Source organism: Streptomyces sp. NPDC001594 (assembly GCF_042893675.1).
In the GTDB taxonomy this organism is placed as follows: Bacteria; Actinomycetota; Actinomycetes; order Streptomycetales; family Streptomycetaceae; genus Streptomyces.
Genome location: NZ_JBIAVB010000001.1, coordinates 569,622 through 583,951, shown reverse-complemented (window position 1 = coordinate 583,951; position 14,330 = coordinate 569,622). Strand labels below are relative to the sequence as shown.

Here is a 14,330-nt window from a genome sequence, read left to right as displayed (position 1 = left end):
CTCCAGAGGGAAGTCCCTGATGGGCAGGGGTGGCACCCCCGGATGCGGGGGAGTGCCCAGACTGGATCCGCCACCGCACCCGGACAAGGCCCGGCACGCAGATCTAACGTTCCGCTAAGAAAACAGCGCGTCCCAGCGCGTGCCCGGCAGGCTCTGCGGCAGCGGGTACGGGAGGCGGCCGATCTCCGCGTCCACCGCGGCGAGTTCCTCCGGCCGGTCCATGAGCTCCAGCTGCCACCGGTAGCCCACCAACGCGGCGAACAGCAGCCGCTCCCGCCCGTGTTCCAGCGCGTGCATCCGGCGTGCGGCCGCCACCGCCTCGGCCCGCAGGGCCAGGGCCGTCTCCGGCAGGTGGGCGAACTCCAACCGGCTGTACTCGTACAACGCCCCGGCCAGCCGCGGCAGATAGGCCAGCGGGCTCACCTGCACCAGCACCCGGTAGGCGGCGACCTCCTCTCGCAGGGGGAGGGTTCCGGAGCCGAGGAGGGACACGCGGGCTCGCAGGACAGCATGGTGATCGATGTGCGCCGTGGGATTCATGAGGGAGATTCTCAAAGGCGCAGACACTCCCAAACAAGGGCAACGGGCTGTGCTTTGGGTCCTACGAAAACCGCCTCTGACCTGTCATGATGGATACGTCTTCACCCCTGTGCCCCGGCAGGCCCGCCTCGGTGGGGGAGCCGCGTGGCGATCAGCGGAGCCCCGTGGCAGGCTGGGACGGGAAGCCACAGCGCTGGGGCCCCTCGTGTTCGCAGGAGGTGGGACCCCGTGAGAAGAAGACTCGCTTCACCGACCCGGATCGCCCTGAGCCTGGCGACGGCCGGGTGCCTCGCCGTCACGCTCGTACCGGTGACGGCCGCGCCCGCGTCGGCCGCGTACTGCGACCCCGCCGCGTCCGCCCGTTCCCCGGGCGGCGGCGCCGAGGCCGCGCGGCTCGCCGTCGCGTGCCTGATCAACGCCGAGCGCACGCAGCGCGGACTGCAGCCCCTGACCGGCAACCCGTCCCTGACGGCGGCGGCCCAGCAGCACACGGCCGCGGCCGTGCAGCTGAAGTGGTGGGGGCCCGGGCAGGACGCGCACACCAACCCGCAGACCGGCTCCACCCCGCAGAGCCGGATCAAGGCGGCCGGCTACTGTCCGAACCCCCGCTCCTGGGCCGTCGCCGAGATCGCGTACACCGGCTGGGGCACGTCGGGCACCCCCAAGGCCGCCGTCACGTGGTGGATGAACAGCCCGGGCCACCGCAAGATCATCCTGGACGGCTCGCTGACCGAGTACGGCAGCTGGGCCCAGGCGGGATCGGCCGACCGGGCCGGAGCCGGGGCGAGCGGAGCCGGTACGTACGTGGTGACCTTCGGACGCTGCCAGCAGTGACGGCGTGCGGTGACCGGCCCGCGCCCAGCGGGTGCGCGGGCCGCCCGGATGGGCAAAGCTGGACGTGTGGCGGAGCCGACAGCCGAGGAGGGGCTCGTGGACGCTTCAGGAGACGGGCGGCGCGGCCGCCCGGCCCGGGCGCGTGGGCGCAGGGCCGGGCTGCTGTGCGCGGCGGCCGCCCTGGCGGCGGTGTCCGCGCCCGCGGCGGCGCAGGCCCCCGCGGACCCGTACCCGGTGGTGGTCGTGGACTGCTTCTCCGCGGCCCAGGTGCGGCCCGAGGAGTACATCCTGGCCTGCGGTGACGGCAACAACCGCCTCGTCGGGCTGCGCTGGGACACCTGGGGCGCGAGCACGGCGACCGCCACCGGCACCGACATGGTGAACGACTGCCGTCCTGACTGCGTGCAGGGCACGTTCCGCCCCTACCCGGTGCGGGTCACCCTGAGCAAGCCCCGGCCCTGGCCGACGCACCCCGGTGTCCAGCGGTTCACCGTGGTCCGGCTGCTGTACACGGACACCGCGCCAGAGCCCGTGCACAACAAGGACTTCACCTACAAGCTCGTGTACTGACCTACCTCATACGGCGGTGACGGACCCCTTCCCGGGCCTTTCGCCGGACGCCGTGCCCAGGAGCTTCTCGCGGAACAGGTCCAGTACGGTGTCCAGTGCCTGCCGTGTCGGCTGCCCGGGCTCGTCGACGAGGTGCTCCGTGAGGACGGAGTGCGGGGGCAGCGGGCTCTCGGGGTTGGCCGCGTCGTCCTCCAGCTCGACGGCCACGAACGCGTCGCCGAGCGCCCGGCGCAGGAACGCGAACCGCTCCGCGGGCACCAGCCGGTCGCTCTTGAACCGCAGCCCCAGCACCTGGAGCCCCTCGCGCTCGCAGCGCCCGCGGACGACGGCCAGGTCCCGCGGGCTGATGTCGATCGAGCCGGCGCGGCCCGGCGTCCAGGGCAGCGGGAGGGACGGCTGGGACAGCACGGGGGCGAGCATCCGCTCGTCGGTGGCCATGGCGAGTGCGAAACCGCCGGTCAGGCACATGCCGACGGCCCCGACCCCGGGACCGCCGCAGCGCTCGTGCTCGGCGGCGGCCAGCGCGCGCAGCCAGTCCACCACGCGCGAACTGCGGCCCGTGGCCAGGACCGTGAACTCCCGGCTGACGCACACCTGCCCCATGGCCGGGGCCAGGGCGCGGGCGGCGCCGGCCCAGCCCGCGGTCGAGGGGCTCGCGTCCCGCCCGGGCGTCCCGAACAGCACCGGGAGCACGGCCGTGCAGCCGGCGTCGGCCACGCGGGCGGCGAACTCGAGCACCTTGGGGGTGATCCCGGGGATCTCGGCGATGACGATCACCGCCGGGCCGGTGCCCCGGCGCAGCACCCTGCGGGTGACGCCGTCGTGGGTGAACGTGCTCTTCGCGAACCCGGTCAGGTCGTGGTCGGCCACGGCCTCCCCTTCCGTCGGACCTCTGGACGACCCTCAAGTTACCGGCACGTAGCGGCCGTTGGTCAAGCACGGGGGCGTGACGCGGCGGGGGAAGGCTGCCGGGGGAGCCTTCCCCCGCCGGTGGGGAGGACCGTGTCAGTGGCCGGCGGCGCCGCTCGCGAGGGGCCATTCGCGGTGGAGGGCGCCCAGGGGGATGCGGCGTTCCAAGAGGGGCGTGCCGAACAGGGAGAGCTGGAGGTGGAGTTGGCCGTTCAGGTCGATGCCGCCGTACAGGGCCCAGGCGCCGCTCGCCGAGGCCTTGCCGTCCGTGGACGCGGACGCCTTCACGTCGGCCTCGCCGCGCAGGTACGGGGCGAAGTCCGCGCCGACGCCGACGGCGCCGTACAGGCCGACGGAGGCCTCGGCGCCCAGGGCGGCCTTGACCCGGCCCGAGGCGGCGACGGTGGCCTTCACCGGGGTGCTGTGGACGGCCGAGGTGCTGACCGGGGTCCAGCCCTTGCCCGTGGCGTAGCTGCCGCCGACGCGGAAGTCGCCCTCGACGTCCTGCCGGACGTCGAGGGTGACCTGGCCGTCGGCCTCCACCTGGATGTACGCCGTCAGGTCGAGGTCGACCACGACCGGCACCGGGCCCACCTGGATGACCGGGGCGCTGTGCAGTTTGGCGAACGGGATGCGCTGCGGCGCGCCGGTGCTCGCCGCCGCGCGGCCCTTGAGCGACCACTGCGAGGACCAGTCGCCGCTCATGCCGAGGAAGGCCGCGCTGGGGGCGGAGCCGATCTTCGTGCCGGTGTACGAGAACTCCACCTGCGGGGCGAGCTGGACGAAGCCGGACACCGAGGCGCCGGCCGACGCGGGGGCGTCCTTGGCGGTGTCGACGGCGGCGTTCACGTCGAGCCGGAGGCTGCCCAGGGGCAGCTTGCCGCCCTCGGCGCCGAAGCGGGCGCCGTCGCCCTTGGCCCAGGAGAAGGTGACCCCCTTCATCAGGGGTTCGACGACCATGGCGGAGGGGTCGACCTTGACCTTGCCGTCGGCCTTGGCCTCGCCGAGGGCGGCGGACAGCGTCGTGGGGGCGGTCTTCACCTCGGTGCCGCGGTCGGTCTTCCCGACGACCTCCGTAACCTTGGCGAGGAGCCCGTCGGGGGCCCCGGGCGCCGGGGCGCTGGCGATGACGTCGCCGACCGCCACCGGCTTGGCGGGGGCGGGGGAGCCGTCGGAGGGGGAGTTCTGGCCGCCCTTGGAGGGCTTGGGGGCCGGGGCCGCGGCTATGACGGCCCGCCGGCTGTCCTTGTCGTAGGAGGCGACCCGCAGCGCGGACTTCTCCGGCCGGCCCTCGCCGGTCGCGGTGCGGGCCAGCGGCGTCGGGTCGGCCGAACCCTGGGGCGCGGCGGCCACTTCGAGCTGCTGGGAGCCGCCTGCGGCCGGGGCGCCGGGGGTGGCCCCCGGGCCGGCGGAACCGGTGTGCGCCGGGGAGGCGCAGCCGGCGGTGGTGAGCGCCAGCGTGGTCAGACCGGGGAGCAGGAGGCGTTGGGCGAACGTGCGCACGTAGGAAGAACCATTCGGTAAATGGGGGGAATTGAACGCGTTACCGAGAAGTAACGTGAGGGTTGATCATGACATGATCGGACCCGTGCGGTCATCTCGGCTTCCGGCCAACTCGCCTACGCCGCAAGAAGGTTGAAACTTCAAAAGCGGTGGGTGGGGCCGGGTGGCCCCCGCCGGTCAGGCGATTCCGACGGTGTAGGCGGCCCGGTACCCGCCGCCCTCGGCCACCGGCGCCAGCGTCATGGTCCCGCCCGCCGCCCGGAAGCGGTCGTCGTGCGCGTTGGGGCTGCGCGGCGCCTTGCGGCGGGCGTACGGCTGCCGGGCGTAGACCGTCCGCAGGAAGTCCTCGGGGAGGAAGAACTGCGAGGTCGTCTCGGTGTGCGCGTCGGGCCGCACCTTGAAGTGGATGTGCGGGGCCAGCCCCGCGTACCAGCCGGGCACGATCGTGCGGAACACGCACCGCCCGGAGGCGTCGGTCGTCTGGACCCCGCGCAGGAAGCCCTCCCGCCCCTCCGAGTAGACCCCGGCGGCATCGGCCTGCCAGATGTCCACCGCGGCCCCGGCGAGCGGACGGCACCCCGCCGAGGCCCGCACCACCGTCAGCTCCAGCCGCAGGGGCAGGCCCGCACGCCCGTCCGTGACGTCCGAACGGGCCCGGCCCCGCCCCGAGTAGTTCGGCCCCGCCCCCGCCGTGACGGCCAGAACGCACCCGGGCGCCGTCCCCGCCGCCGGTGCGGCAGCCGGGCGGGCGCAGCCGGCGAGCGCGGCGACGGAGGCCGATCCCACCGCCAGCAGCAGGGTGCGACGACTGCTCGGGAAGCCGCCGTGGTCGGTCATGGGACCTCTCCCGCCTACGCCCGGGGCCGCCGACCGGGACGGCCACCCACCGCAGCCCACCGTGCCGTACCCCGCCGCCGCGCCCCGCGACCGACACACGGCCGACCGGGCGGCGCCGGCCGGCACGCGCCACGGCCTACAGCGGAACGCCGTCGCCCGGCTCGAACGGGGCGCCGTGGCCCGGGACGATCAGGTCCGCCGCGGCCATGACGCGCAGGCGGGCGGCGCGCAGCGCCTCACGGTCCGGGGCGACCGGGTCGTCCGCCGGGCCCTGGGCGTGCCACCACAGGTCCCCGGCGAAGGCCACCACACCGGAAGCCGTGCCCGCCAGCAGGGTGATGTCCTCCAGGCTGTGGCCGGGGGTGTGGATCAGGCGCAGCGAGGGGGTGAGTTCGTGACCCTCGGCGTCGCGGGCGGTCCACGTGTGGCCCAGGTACTCCGCCTTGTGGTCGTGGATCCTGGCCCGGGGGAACAGACCCGCGTTCATGATGTTGTCCGGGTGGTGGTGGCTCAGCACCACGTCGGTGATGTCGTCGGCGCCGAGGCCCAGTTCGGCCAGCGGATCCAGGATGTGGCCCGGGCTCGCCACCATGCCCGGATCGAAGATCACGTGCCGGTCGCCGTCACCGACGTAGGAGACGGTGGCGGCCACGCCGGGGCCGGTGGAGCCGACGTAACCGGTGTTCAGGACCGCGTAGACGGCGCTGCGGCCGGCCGGTGCGTCGGCCCGGACGCCGGTCCGTGCGTCGTGGGGGGCTTCGTTCTTCGTTTCGATCAGTGCCTCGGTCATGACCCCATTCTTTGCGCCGGGCCCGGGGCGCCACGAGTGGCAGGGACGACACCGATCGCAGGATTCGTGCCACACCTGGCAGACTGCCTCCGTGCAGCAGCCCTTCCTCACCGTCGCCGCCTACGCCCCGCCCGGCGTCGGCATGCTCGCCGTCGGCATCGTCACCGAGGTGTTCGGACCGAGGGGGCAGGGCATGCCCGCGTTCGACTTCGCCCTCTGCTCCGACCGGCCCGGCGCCGTGCCCACCGATCTCGGAGTGCCCCTCTCCCTCACGCACGGCCTCGACCGGCTCGCGGCGGCGGACCTCGTCATCGCCCTGCCCTGGACCGGATTCCGGACGCCCCCGGCGCCGCCCGTCCTCGAAGCCCTGGCCGCCGCGCACCGGCGCGGCGCGCTCGTCGCCGCCCACTGCGTCGGCACCTTCGCCCTCGCCGCCGCCGGACTCCTCGACGGCCGCCGGGCCACCACCCACTGGCGGTTCACCGGCCTGCTCGCCGAGCGCCACCCCGACGTCACCGTCGAACCCGACTCCCTCTACATCGACGAGGGCACCATCGCCACCGGCGCTGGAGCCGCCGCCGGATTCGACCTCTGCGTGCACCTGATCCGCCGGGAGCACGGCGCCGCCACGGCCAACGCCGTCGCCCGGGACATGGTGCTGCCCTCCCACCGCGACGGCGGCCAGGCCCAGTACCTGGCCGCGCCCGTACCGGCGAACTGCCAGGACGAACGGCTCTCCGAGGTGCTCGCCTGGGCTCGCGCCCACCTCCACGAACCGCTCCCCGTCGAGGAGCTGGCCCGGCGCGCGCTGATGAGCAAGCGCTCCTTCGCCCGCCGTTTCGCCGCCGCCACCGGCACGACCCCGCACGCCTGGCTGCGCGGCCTGCGGCTCAGCAGCGCCGAAGAACTCCTGGAGACCACCGACCTGCCCGTCGAGGAGGTCGCCCGGCGGGTCGGCTACGGCAGCGCGGCCGTCCTGCGCGAACAGTTCGTCCGCCGCCGGGGTATCCCGCCCCGCTCCTACCGCAGGTCGTTCACGAACGCGCCGTAGCCCGCGGCCGGTCGCCGGGGGAGCTGCGCGCCGGAGAGCGCGAACACCACCCGCCCCAGCCTTCAGCCGGACCCTGCCGCTGCGCGGCCCGCGCGCGCCCCGGCGGCCACCGCAGGGCCGTCCGCTCTGACGGCCCTGTCCCCCGGGCGGCCGCTCAGTCGCCGCCGCCGAAGGCCCAGGAGACGATGTCGCGGTAGTGGATCGGGCCCGGGCCGCGCCCGGTGTTGCTGCCCACCAGGTGCAGTCGGGCGGTGTGCCAGGGGCGGCCGCGGAAGCCGGTGAGCCCGGCGGCGGCCTCCGGGACGCCGGCGGTGTCGCCGCGGCGGGCGCGGGCCAGCGTCAGGTGGGGGCGCAGCGGCCGGCCCTCGTAGGGGATGCCGCACTCCTTGACGAGGGAGCGGACCTCGGAGGCCAGCAGGTGCAGCCCGTCGAGGTCCCCGTCGATCCCGGTCCACAGCACCCGCCCGTCGAAGTGCCCCCCGCCGCGCAGCGCCAGCCGCAGGGGCCGGCGTATCGCCGCGAGGTCCGCGAGGGGCTCGCGCAGGCGGGGGACGGACGCGACCGGGAGCTCGCCGAGGAAGGCCAGGGTGATGTGCCAGTCCTCGATCCGGTTCCACCGCAGGCGCGGGTACGCCTCGTAGGCGGGCAGCAGCTCCCGCTCCAGCTCCTCCTTCGCGTCGTCGGGCGGGGCGAGGGCGATGAACACGCGGACGGTCGTGCTGTGGGTCTGATGTTTCACATGGGACTTCGTACCGTGTCGGGGGCCGTCAGAACCAGTTGACGGTCAGGGGGAAGGCGGCGGTGACGGTGGTGCCGGCGGAGTCCGTGGCGGTCGCGGTGACCTGCGCGGTTCCGGTGGCCCACGGCTTCCCGGTGATCCGCCCGGTGCCCGCGTCGACGGCGAGGCCGAAGGGCAGGCCGGTGGCCGCGTAGCGGACCGGGGCCTTGCCGCCGGTGGAGTTGAGCTGGACGGTGCAGGACTGGTTGAACCTGCAGGTCTGCGGGCCGGGGTTGGCGAGCTGCAGACCGCCCGGGGTGGGGGTCGGGGTGGGTGTGGGCGTGGGGGTCGGGGTGGGAGTGGGGGTCGGCGTCGGGGTGGGAGTGGGGGTCGGGGAGCCGGTGAAGACCTCCGTGATCGGCTGGACGCCCGCCGCGTTGCCCGCGTGCGTCGCCGTGCCGAAGAGGTCCTCCAGGGTGCGCAGCAGGTGGTGGTGGCTGTAGGCCGTGGAGTACGTGCCCGTCTTGACGTTCGCCCCGTAGAAGACCGTGGCGATCTGGTTCGAGCCCAGGTAGTTGTCCTCGTCCCAGGTCAGCACCAGCAGGCTGTTGTGGGACTTCGCCCACTGCGCGTACGCGTCGAGGTTGTTCTTGGTCCAGGTGTCCCCGGTGCCGACCGCGCAGGAGTGCATGTCGTTGCAGAGGTTGGGGATCACGAACGACAGGCCGGGCAGCGAGGAGAAGTCGTCACGCGGGAACTGGGCCCAGGTCTTGCCGGTGTTCAGCGGCACGTTCTTGAAGGCGAACCACGGGTTGTGCTTCTGCGCGTACTGGCCGCTCGTACAGGCGGTGGAACCTTCGGCGGGGAGGTCCTCGTTGTACGTCGCGAAGGTCTTTCCGGCCGCGATCACCTCCTGGCCCAGGTTCGGCGCGGTCATGGACTGCGGGGTGTAGCAGCCGTCCCCGGTGATGCCCTGGGTGGCGCCCGAGTAGAGGTTGAAGTAGTTGGGTTGGCTGGGGTGGGTCAGGGCCTTCATCCCGGTCAGGCTCGCGCCGCCGGAGGCCAGTTGGTTGATGTAGGGGGCGCTCGCGCTGCCGATGACCTCTCCGTACTGCTTGTTCTCGAACACGGCGACCACCACGTGGTCGTACGCCGGGAGCGCGGCCGCCGTCGCCGCCTGGGCGGGTCTGCTGTCGGCCGCCTGCGAGGTGGCGACCGTGAGGGCGCCCAGCAGGCCGAGCGCGCCCAGGGTCCCGGCGGCGGCCGTGACGGCGGACCGCCGGCGGGGCCGGTGTCCGGCGCGGGGCGAATGAGTGGGCATGGGGATTCCTCCTGGGGCTCGGTGTCGGTGTCGGTGTCGGTGTCGGTGTCGTTTGGTGCCTTTGCCGGTGTCGTCAGTCCTCGCGCCGGGCCGCCCCGGCCACGGCGATGTTCAGGAAGCGCGGAACGGGCCGGTCCCGGGCGCGGAAGTCCTCGGTGACCGCCGCCCGTACCGCCGCCGGCCGGGAGGCGGGCAGCAGCACCAGCGCGCTCCGCCCCGGCCCGGGCCCGGGCGGCCAGGCGCTCAGGGCCCCCGCCCGGCGGGCCAGTTCCACGGCCCGGGCCAGCTCCGCCGCCCGCTCGGCCGGCTCCCCGCGCACGGCCACGAGCACGAGCCGCGCGTCCGAAGCGGGCGGGTCGAAGGAGCTGTACCGGTGGGGCCGTTCCCCGGTACCGAGCAGCAGCGCCCTGCCGGGCAGCCCGAACAGCACGGCCCGGCGCAGGGCGTCGTCCCCGTCCGGGAGCGCCGCCGCCAGCAGCCGGGCCAGCCGGGCCCGGTCGGGCTCCGTCCCGGGCGGCGCGTGCACGTCGGCCACCGCGAGCGCCACCGCGCAGTCGGCCGGTTCGGCCGTGGCCAGCCCGGCGGCGTCCGTGAGGGAACCCTGCACGTGCAGGTCGGTCCCGCCGAGGCCGTGGCCGGCCCGGGCCAGCGCGCGCAGCACCGTGTACGGGCGGACGGCCCAGGCGGGGGCGGCGGGCGCCGGCCCCGAGAGGGTCAGCGGCAGGTCGCAGCTGTCGGCGGGGTGGCCCAGCGAGCTGAGCCGCACCATCCCGTCGTCGCGCGCGGCCGCCGCGGCGGCCACCGGCCAGCCGGCCGCCGCGACGAGCCCGGGAGAGCCCAGGTGGAAGGCGTGCGGCGCACTCCAGACGGCGGCGGGCGGCCGCCCGTGCGCCGCTTCGAGGGCATGGGCGACGAGCCGGAACAGCGGATCGGCCCCGGCCCGCCGGGCGAGGTCCCCGCCGGAGCCCGGCCGGGCGGCAGGCCCGGACCCCGACCCCGACCCCGACCCCGACCCCGACCCCGACCCCGGGCCCGGGCCCGACCCCGGGCCCGGGCCCGCCCCGGCGGAGGCGTCGGCGGGGGCGTCGGCGGGGGCGTCGGCGGGGCGGAGGGGGGCGTCCGGGGTGGCGTCGGCGGCCGGTTCGGCGGGGTGGGCCGGGCCGCTCCGGCGGGCCGGGTGCGGGAGGCGGGGCGGGACGGCGGAACCGGTCGGGGCCGCTCGGAGGGCAGGGGCGCCGCCCTCGGCGGGGGCGCCGGGCGCGGCCGGTGCCCCGGAGCCGGTCGGGCCGGTGGCGGAGGGCCGGGTGGCCGGAGCGGCCGCGGGTGTGGCCGGGCCGGTGCGGGCTCCGGCGGCGGGGCGTCGGCCCGGGGGCGTCATCGGGTGTCCTTGCGGGCCAGCATGCGGTAGGCGTTCCCGCCGTCCGTGGCCCGGGCCGCCGCCGTGCGGAGGGTGTCCAGGACCGCCGCGGCGGCGAAGCACGGTACGGCCGCCACGCGGACGGCCCCCGCGCGGACCCGGGCGCCGGCGGTGGCCGGGGGACCCCAGGGCCGGTCCGGATCCGGGCCCAGCCGGGTCGCGGTCAGGGCCACCGCGCCGAAGAAGTCGTTGCCCTGGTGGGCGCGGCCGTGCTCCTCCGCGACCACCGTGAACCCCCGGTCGGCAAGCGCCTCCCGCAGGTTCGCGGCCGGGATCAGGTGCTGGTGCTGCGGCTGGAACCAGGGCAGCCAGGCCGGGCCCAGCAGCCCCGCCATCCGCGACTGCGGGTCGGGCAGCTCGATCGCCAGGAAGCCCCCCGGCGTCAAGGCGGTGGCCGCCGCGTCCAGTTCGGCGAGCGGATCACGCGTGTGCTCCAGGTAGTGGTACATGCTGACGACCTCGTACCGGCCGGCCAGCTTCTCCGCGTACTCCGGGAACTGGCCCCGGAACCCGGCCTCCACCCAGCCGCGCCGCTCCGCCTCCAGCACCCCGCCCCCCATGTCGAGCCCGTCGAACCGGGTCCGGGGCCACACCGACCGGGCCGCGTTGCAGAAGTGCCCGTGCCCGGTGCCGACGTCCAGCCAGGACGCGGGATCGGCGTACGGGAGGAGCATCTCGGCCCGCTGCTGGTACGCGCCGCCGAGCCGCCCGAAGACCCGGCCGGCCCCCTCGCCGCCGCGCCCGTCGTAGAAGTCCCGGTAGTAGAACTCCAGCCCCTCCGGCGTCAGCCGCGGGTTCTGGAACACGTGCCCGCAGTCACCGCACCGCTCCAGCGTGAACCGGCCGGGCTTGCCCTGGAGCAGGTCCGGCACCCGGACGCGGACCGCGAGCCGCTCCGAGCCGCACCAGGGGCAGTCGGACCGGCGCGGTTCGAAGAACCGGTCCGTCCCGCCGGCCAGGCCTGCCCGGTAGGAGGCCGCCACCGCGGCGGTGTCCGGTCCCTCCGTCCCCGCCTGCCCGGCCGCCGCGAGCCCCGTACGCACGGCGCCGCGCAGCGAGCGCACCGGCCGGGCGGCGGTGGCCCGGGCCAGGTCGGCGGGGCGCAGGGGGGAGCCGGGTCCGCCCAGCGCGAGGCAGGGCTGGAGCCAGTACAGCCCGGCCGCCGCCGCGCCCCACCGGCCCTGGCGCACGGCGACCCCGGCGAGCAGTGCCAGCCCGGCCAGCTGGGCGGCGGACACCACCCCGGGCGGCAGCCCTTGCGCCCGCAGCTCGGCCACGCGCGCCCGGGCCGCCACGGCGCCGGACCCGGGCGGGCCGGCCGTCCGGCCGCGGCTCAGGTCCGGGGCGACGGCCAGTCCGGTGGCCCCCGCCGCGTACTCCTTCAAACGCCGGACCAGCGCCATCAGTTCCGCGGGCTCCGGCCGCGGCCCGCCCGGCTCCACCCCGGCCCGGGCCAGCACCTCCTCGGCGACCAGCACCGCGAACCCGGCGCCACGCCCTTCCCCGAGGCGGTCCTGCCGGTACCCCGCGGGATCCACCAGGCGCAGCAGCCCCAGGACCCGTTCGGTGTCGAGGTCGGCGGGCAGCAGGTCCAGCACCCGCAGCCCCTCCCGGTCCGCGTACGCGCGGGCGGCCAGGAAGGTGGCCGCGTCCGGCTCCACCCCGGGCGCAGTGAGCAGCCGCCACCCGGCGGCCCGGGGCAGCCCGGCCGCGTCCGGCGGGGCGGCGGGCAGGACCGGGACCGCCCGCAGCCGCCGCCCGGCCCGGACGGTACCCGCGCCGAGCGCGGCCAGCACGAGCGCCGAGGTCCAGCGGACCCGGGGGAGCGGGGCACTCGTCATGTCAGCTTCTCCAACCGGTCGGCCGCGGCGGCGGCTCCGCCCGCCGCGGAGAAGGAGGCCTGGATCCGCCGGGCGGCCCGGCGCGGGCCGGGACGGTCCAGCACGGCCGTGAGCGCGTCCCGCAGTTCCGCGGCCCCGGTCCGGGCGAACCGCAGCCGGACCCCGGCCCCCGCGAGGGCGACCTGCCGGGCCACGATCGGCTGGTCGTCCCGGATCGGCGCCACCACCAGCGGCAGCCCGAACGCGAGCGCCTCGCAGACGGTGTTGTGGCCGCCGTGGCAGACCACCGCGTCCAGGTGCGGCAGCAACTCCAGCTGGGGGACCCGCTCCTGGAGGATCACGTGCCCGGGGACGTCCCCCACCAGCGCGGCCGGGGCCGCCAGCACCAGCTGCACCCGCGCCGCGAGGTGTCCGGCCGCGCCCAGCACGGCCCGGTAGAACCGGGCGCCGGCCTCCTGGTTGAGCGTGCCCAGCGACACCAGTACCCGCAGCCGGTCCGGGTCCAGCCGCTGCCAGGGGAACCCGGGAACGGCCGGGCGGGCCCCGAAGGCCGGCCCGACGAAGGCGTAGTGATCCGCGAAGTCCTCCTCGGCGCCCACGAGTCCGGGCGTCGAGAAGACCAGCACCAGGCGGTCGGAGAAGCGCGGGTCCCAACCCCCTCCGGGGTCACCGGACTCGGCCAGCAGTACCGCGATCCGCTCGTCCACCCACTCCCCGACCTTGGGGAAACCGGCGAAGGGACGGGTGAGCTCGGCCGACGTGGTCGCCGAGGTCGCCCACGGGATCCCGAGCCGCCGCGCCACGAGCGGCCCCGCCAGGGCCTGCTGGTCGCAGACCATCACGTCCGGCGCGAACCCGGCGGCGGCCCGTTCCACCCCCGGCAGCATCGCCCGGGCCAGCGGCACCAGCGCCTCCTCCCACAGGAACCGCAGCGCCCCGACCCCGCGCAGATCGCGCCACCGCTCGTGCAGCGCCGCGTAACCGCCCGCCGCGTCTCCGCCGGCCGGGGTCTCCTCCCCGGCCGGCAGGATCCGGGCCCGGGCGGGCAGCAGCCGGGCCAGCGCCGACGCGGGCCCCGTCCACGCCACCTCGTGGCCCCGGGAGGCCAGTTCGGCCCCGACGGCGACGGTCGGATTGACGTGCCCCGCCAGCGGCGGCACGGTGAACAGCACCCTCATGGCGCCAGAGCCCCCGCCCGCGGCCGCCGGGCCGCCGTCGCGCCGAGATGGGCCAGTACGGCACCCCGGAGCACCCCGCTGCTCTCCTTGAGCACGTCGTGCCCCAGCCCCGGCAGGATCCGCAGCTCGGAGCGCGCCGCGCTGCGCACCAACTCCCTCGCCCCCGGCACCAGTTCGGAGTGCTCCCCGCAGACGACCAGGACCGGGCAGCGCAGCCGGGCGTAGTCCGCCGGGGTGAAGGTGCGGCTGCGGGCGATGTCGTCGATCAGCGAGGTGCGGTTGAGGAGCTCCTCGGCGATGGCCGTGAGCCGGGCGGCCTTGCGCAGCCGCAGCCCGAGCAGCTCCTGCGGCACGGGGCTGTCCTCCAGGCTGAGGGCGGCGGCGGACAGGGTGTCCAGCATGTTCTCCACCCAGGGCCCGCTGAGCGGGGGTTCGAGGAGGGTGAGCCCCGTGACGAGGTCGGGCCGGGCGAGGGCGGCGTGGAGGGCGAGGGTGCCGCCGTAGCTGTTGCCGACCAGGTGGAGCGGGCGCCGTCCGAGACCGAGCGCGCCGAGCAGCCCGAGGAGGTCGCGTACGGCGGTGCGTCCGTCGTAGCCGGAGGCCGGGCGGTCGGTCAGGCCGTGGCCGCGCAGGTCGTACAGGAGCACCTCGTGCCCGGCCCGGGCGGCCGGCAGGGCCAGGGGGCAGTAGAAGGAGGACAGGTTGTCGACGACGAGCCCGTGGAGGAACACCACCAGCGGCTCGTCGGGGCCGGCCGGCGCGGCGGCCGGCAGCTGTTGCACGTGGAAGCGCAGGGAGCCCGCGCGGACGAAGGACACGGC

The 14,330-nt window shown here is 76.0% G+C and carries 14 protein-coding genes; 3 read left to right on the top strand and 11 right to left on the bottom strand.

Annotation, left to right across the window (positions count from 1 at the left end; translation table 11 throughout):
* Positions 1–114: 114 nt before the first annotated feature.
* Positions 115–540, bottom strand: a complete 426-nt coding sequence (locus tag ACFY0O_RS02925) for a hypothetical protein (protein WP_388941969.1) — start codon at positions 538–540, stop codon at positions 115–117.
* 228 nt (positions 541–768) lie between these two features.
* On the opposite strand from ACFY0O_RS02925, the gene ACFY0O_RS02920 reads away from it, so the two are divergent.
* Together ACFY0O_RS02920 and ACFY0O_RS02915 are read left to right on the top strand one after the other, a co-directional pair.
* Positions 769–1,374: a CAP domain-containing protein gene (locus ACFY0O_RS02920; RefSeq protein ID WP_388941966.1), complete on the top strand. Its 606-nt coding sequence runs from the start codon at positions 769–771 to the stop codon at positions 1,372–1,374.
* Between the two features lie 96 nt (positions 1,375–1,470).
* Positions 1,471–1,944, top strand: coding sequence for a hypothetical protein (locus tag ACFY0O_RS02915; protein WP_388941963.1), 474 nt, complete (start codon positions 1,471–1,473; stop codon positions 1,942–1,944).
* A 6-nt stretch (positions 1,945–1,950) separates the two neighbouring features.
* Here the strand turns inward: ACFY0O_RS02915 and ACFY0O_RS02910 are convergent, their stop codons facing one another.
* The 4 genes from ACFY0O_RS02910 to ACFY0O_RS02895 all read right to left on the bottom strand — a co-directional run bounded on the left by ACFY0O_RS02910 (position 1,951) and on the right by ACFY0O_RS02895 (position 5,983).
* Positions 1,951–2,814: a dienelactone hydrolase family protein gene (locus tag ACFY0O_RS02910; protein ID WP_388941960.1), complete on the bottom strand. Its 864-nt coding sequence runs from the start codon at positions 2,812–2,814 to the stop codon at positions 1,951–1,953.
* 135 nt (positions 2,815–2,949) lie between these two features.
* The gene (locus tag ACFY0O_RS02905) at positions 2,950–4,356 is read right to left on the bottom strand and encodes a hypothetical protein (RefSeq protein WP_388941957.1); all 1,407 of its coding nucleotides are present in this window, start codon (positions 4,354–4,356) and stop codon (positions 2,950–2,952) included.
* Between the two features lie 177 nt (positions 4,357–4,533).
* The gene (locus ACFY0O_RS02900) at positions 4,534–5,193 is read right to left on the bottom strand and encodes an intradiol ring-cleavage dioxygenase (protein ID WP_388941955.1); all 660 of its coding nucleotides are present in this window, start codon (positions 5,191–5,193) and stop codon (positions 4,534–4,536) included.
* Positions 5,194–5,329: 136 nt separating this feature from the next.
* Positions 5,330–5,983, bottom strand: a complete 654-nt coding sequence (locus tag ACFY0O_RS02895) for an MBL fold metallo-hydrolase (protein WP_388941953.1) — start codon at positions 5,981–5,983, stop codon at positions 5,330–5,332.
* A 142-nt stretch (positions 5,984–6,125) separates the two neighbouring features.
* On the opposite strand from ACFY0O_RS02895, the gene ACFY0O_RS02890 reads away from it, so the two are divergent.
* On the top strand, positions 6,126–7,034 hold the full coding sequence (locus ACFY0O_RS02890) for a GlxA family transcriptional regulator (RefSeq protein WP_388942261.1): 909 nt from the start codon (positions 6,126–6,128) through the stop codon (positions 7,032–7,034).
* A gap of 154 nt (positions 7,035–7,188) precedes the next feature.
* On the opposite strand, the gene thpR is transcribed toward ACFY0O_RS02890, so the two are convergent.
* The 6 genes from thpR to ACFY0O_RS02860 all read right to left on the bottom strand — a co-directional run bounded on the left by thpR (position 7,189) and on the right by ACFY0O_RS02860 (position 14,327).
* Positions 7,189–7,773: an RNA 2',3'-cyclic phosphodiesterase gene (gene thpR / locus ACFY0O_RS02885; protein WP_388941950.1), complete on the bottom strand. Its 585-nt coding sequence runs from the start codon at positions 7,771–7,773 to the stop codon at positions 7,189–7,191.
* Between the two features lie 28 nt (positions 7,774–7,801).
* Positions 7,802–9,073 (bottom strand): alkaline phosphatase family protein, encoded by a 1,272-nt coding sequence (locus ACFY0O_RS02880; RefSeq protein WP_388941947.1) that lies wholly within the window; start codon positions 9,071–9,073, stop codon positions 7,802–7,804.
* 73 nt (positions 9,074–9,146) lie between these two features.
* Positions 9,147–10,451, bottom strand: a complete 1,305-nt coding sequence (locus ACFY0O_RS02875; RefSeq protein ID WP_388941944.1) for a hypothetical protein — start codon at positions 10,449–10,451, stop codon at positions 9,147–9,149.
* The gene (locus ACFY0O_RS02870; RefSeq protein WP_388941941.1) at positions 10,448–12,331 is read right to left on the bottom strand and encodes a methyltransferase domain-containing protein; all 1,884 of its coding nucleotides are present in this window, start codon (positions 12,329–12,331) and stop codon (positions 10,448–10,450) included. The genes ACFY0O_RS02875 and ACFY0O_RS02870 overlap by 4 nt, the downstream gene beginning before the upstream one ends.
* Positions 12,328–13,509 carry a glycosyltransferase gene (locus ACFY0O_RS02865; protein WP_388941938.1) on the bottom strand — a complete coding sequence of 394 codons (1,182 nt, stop codon included), beginning with the start codon at positions 13,507–13,509 and terminating at the stop codon, positions 12,328–12,330. Before ACFY0O_RS02865 ends, ACFY0O_RS02870 begins: the two co-directional genes overlap by 4 nt.
* Positions 13,506–14,327, bottom strand: a complete 822-nt coding sequence (locus ACFY0O_RS02860) for an alpha/beta fold hydrolase (protein WP_388941935.1) — start codon at positions 14,325–14,327, stop codon at positions 13,506–13,508. The genes ACFY0O_RS02865 and ACFY0O_RS02860 overlap by 4 nt, the downstream gene beginning before the upstream one ends.
* Positions 14,328–14,330 lie beyond the last annotated feature (3 nt).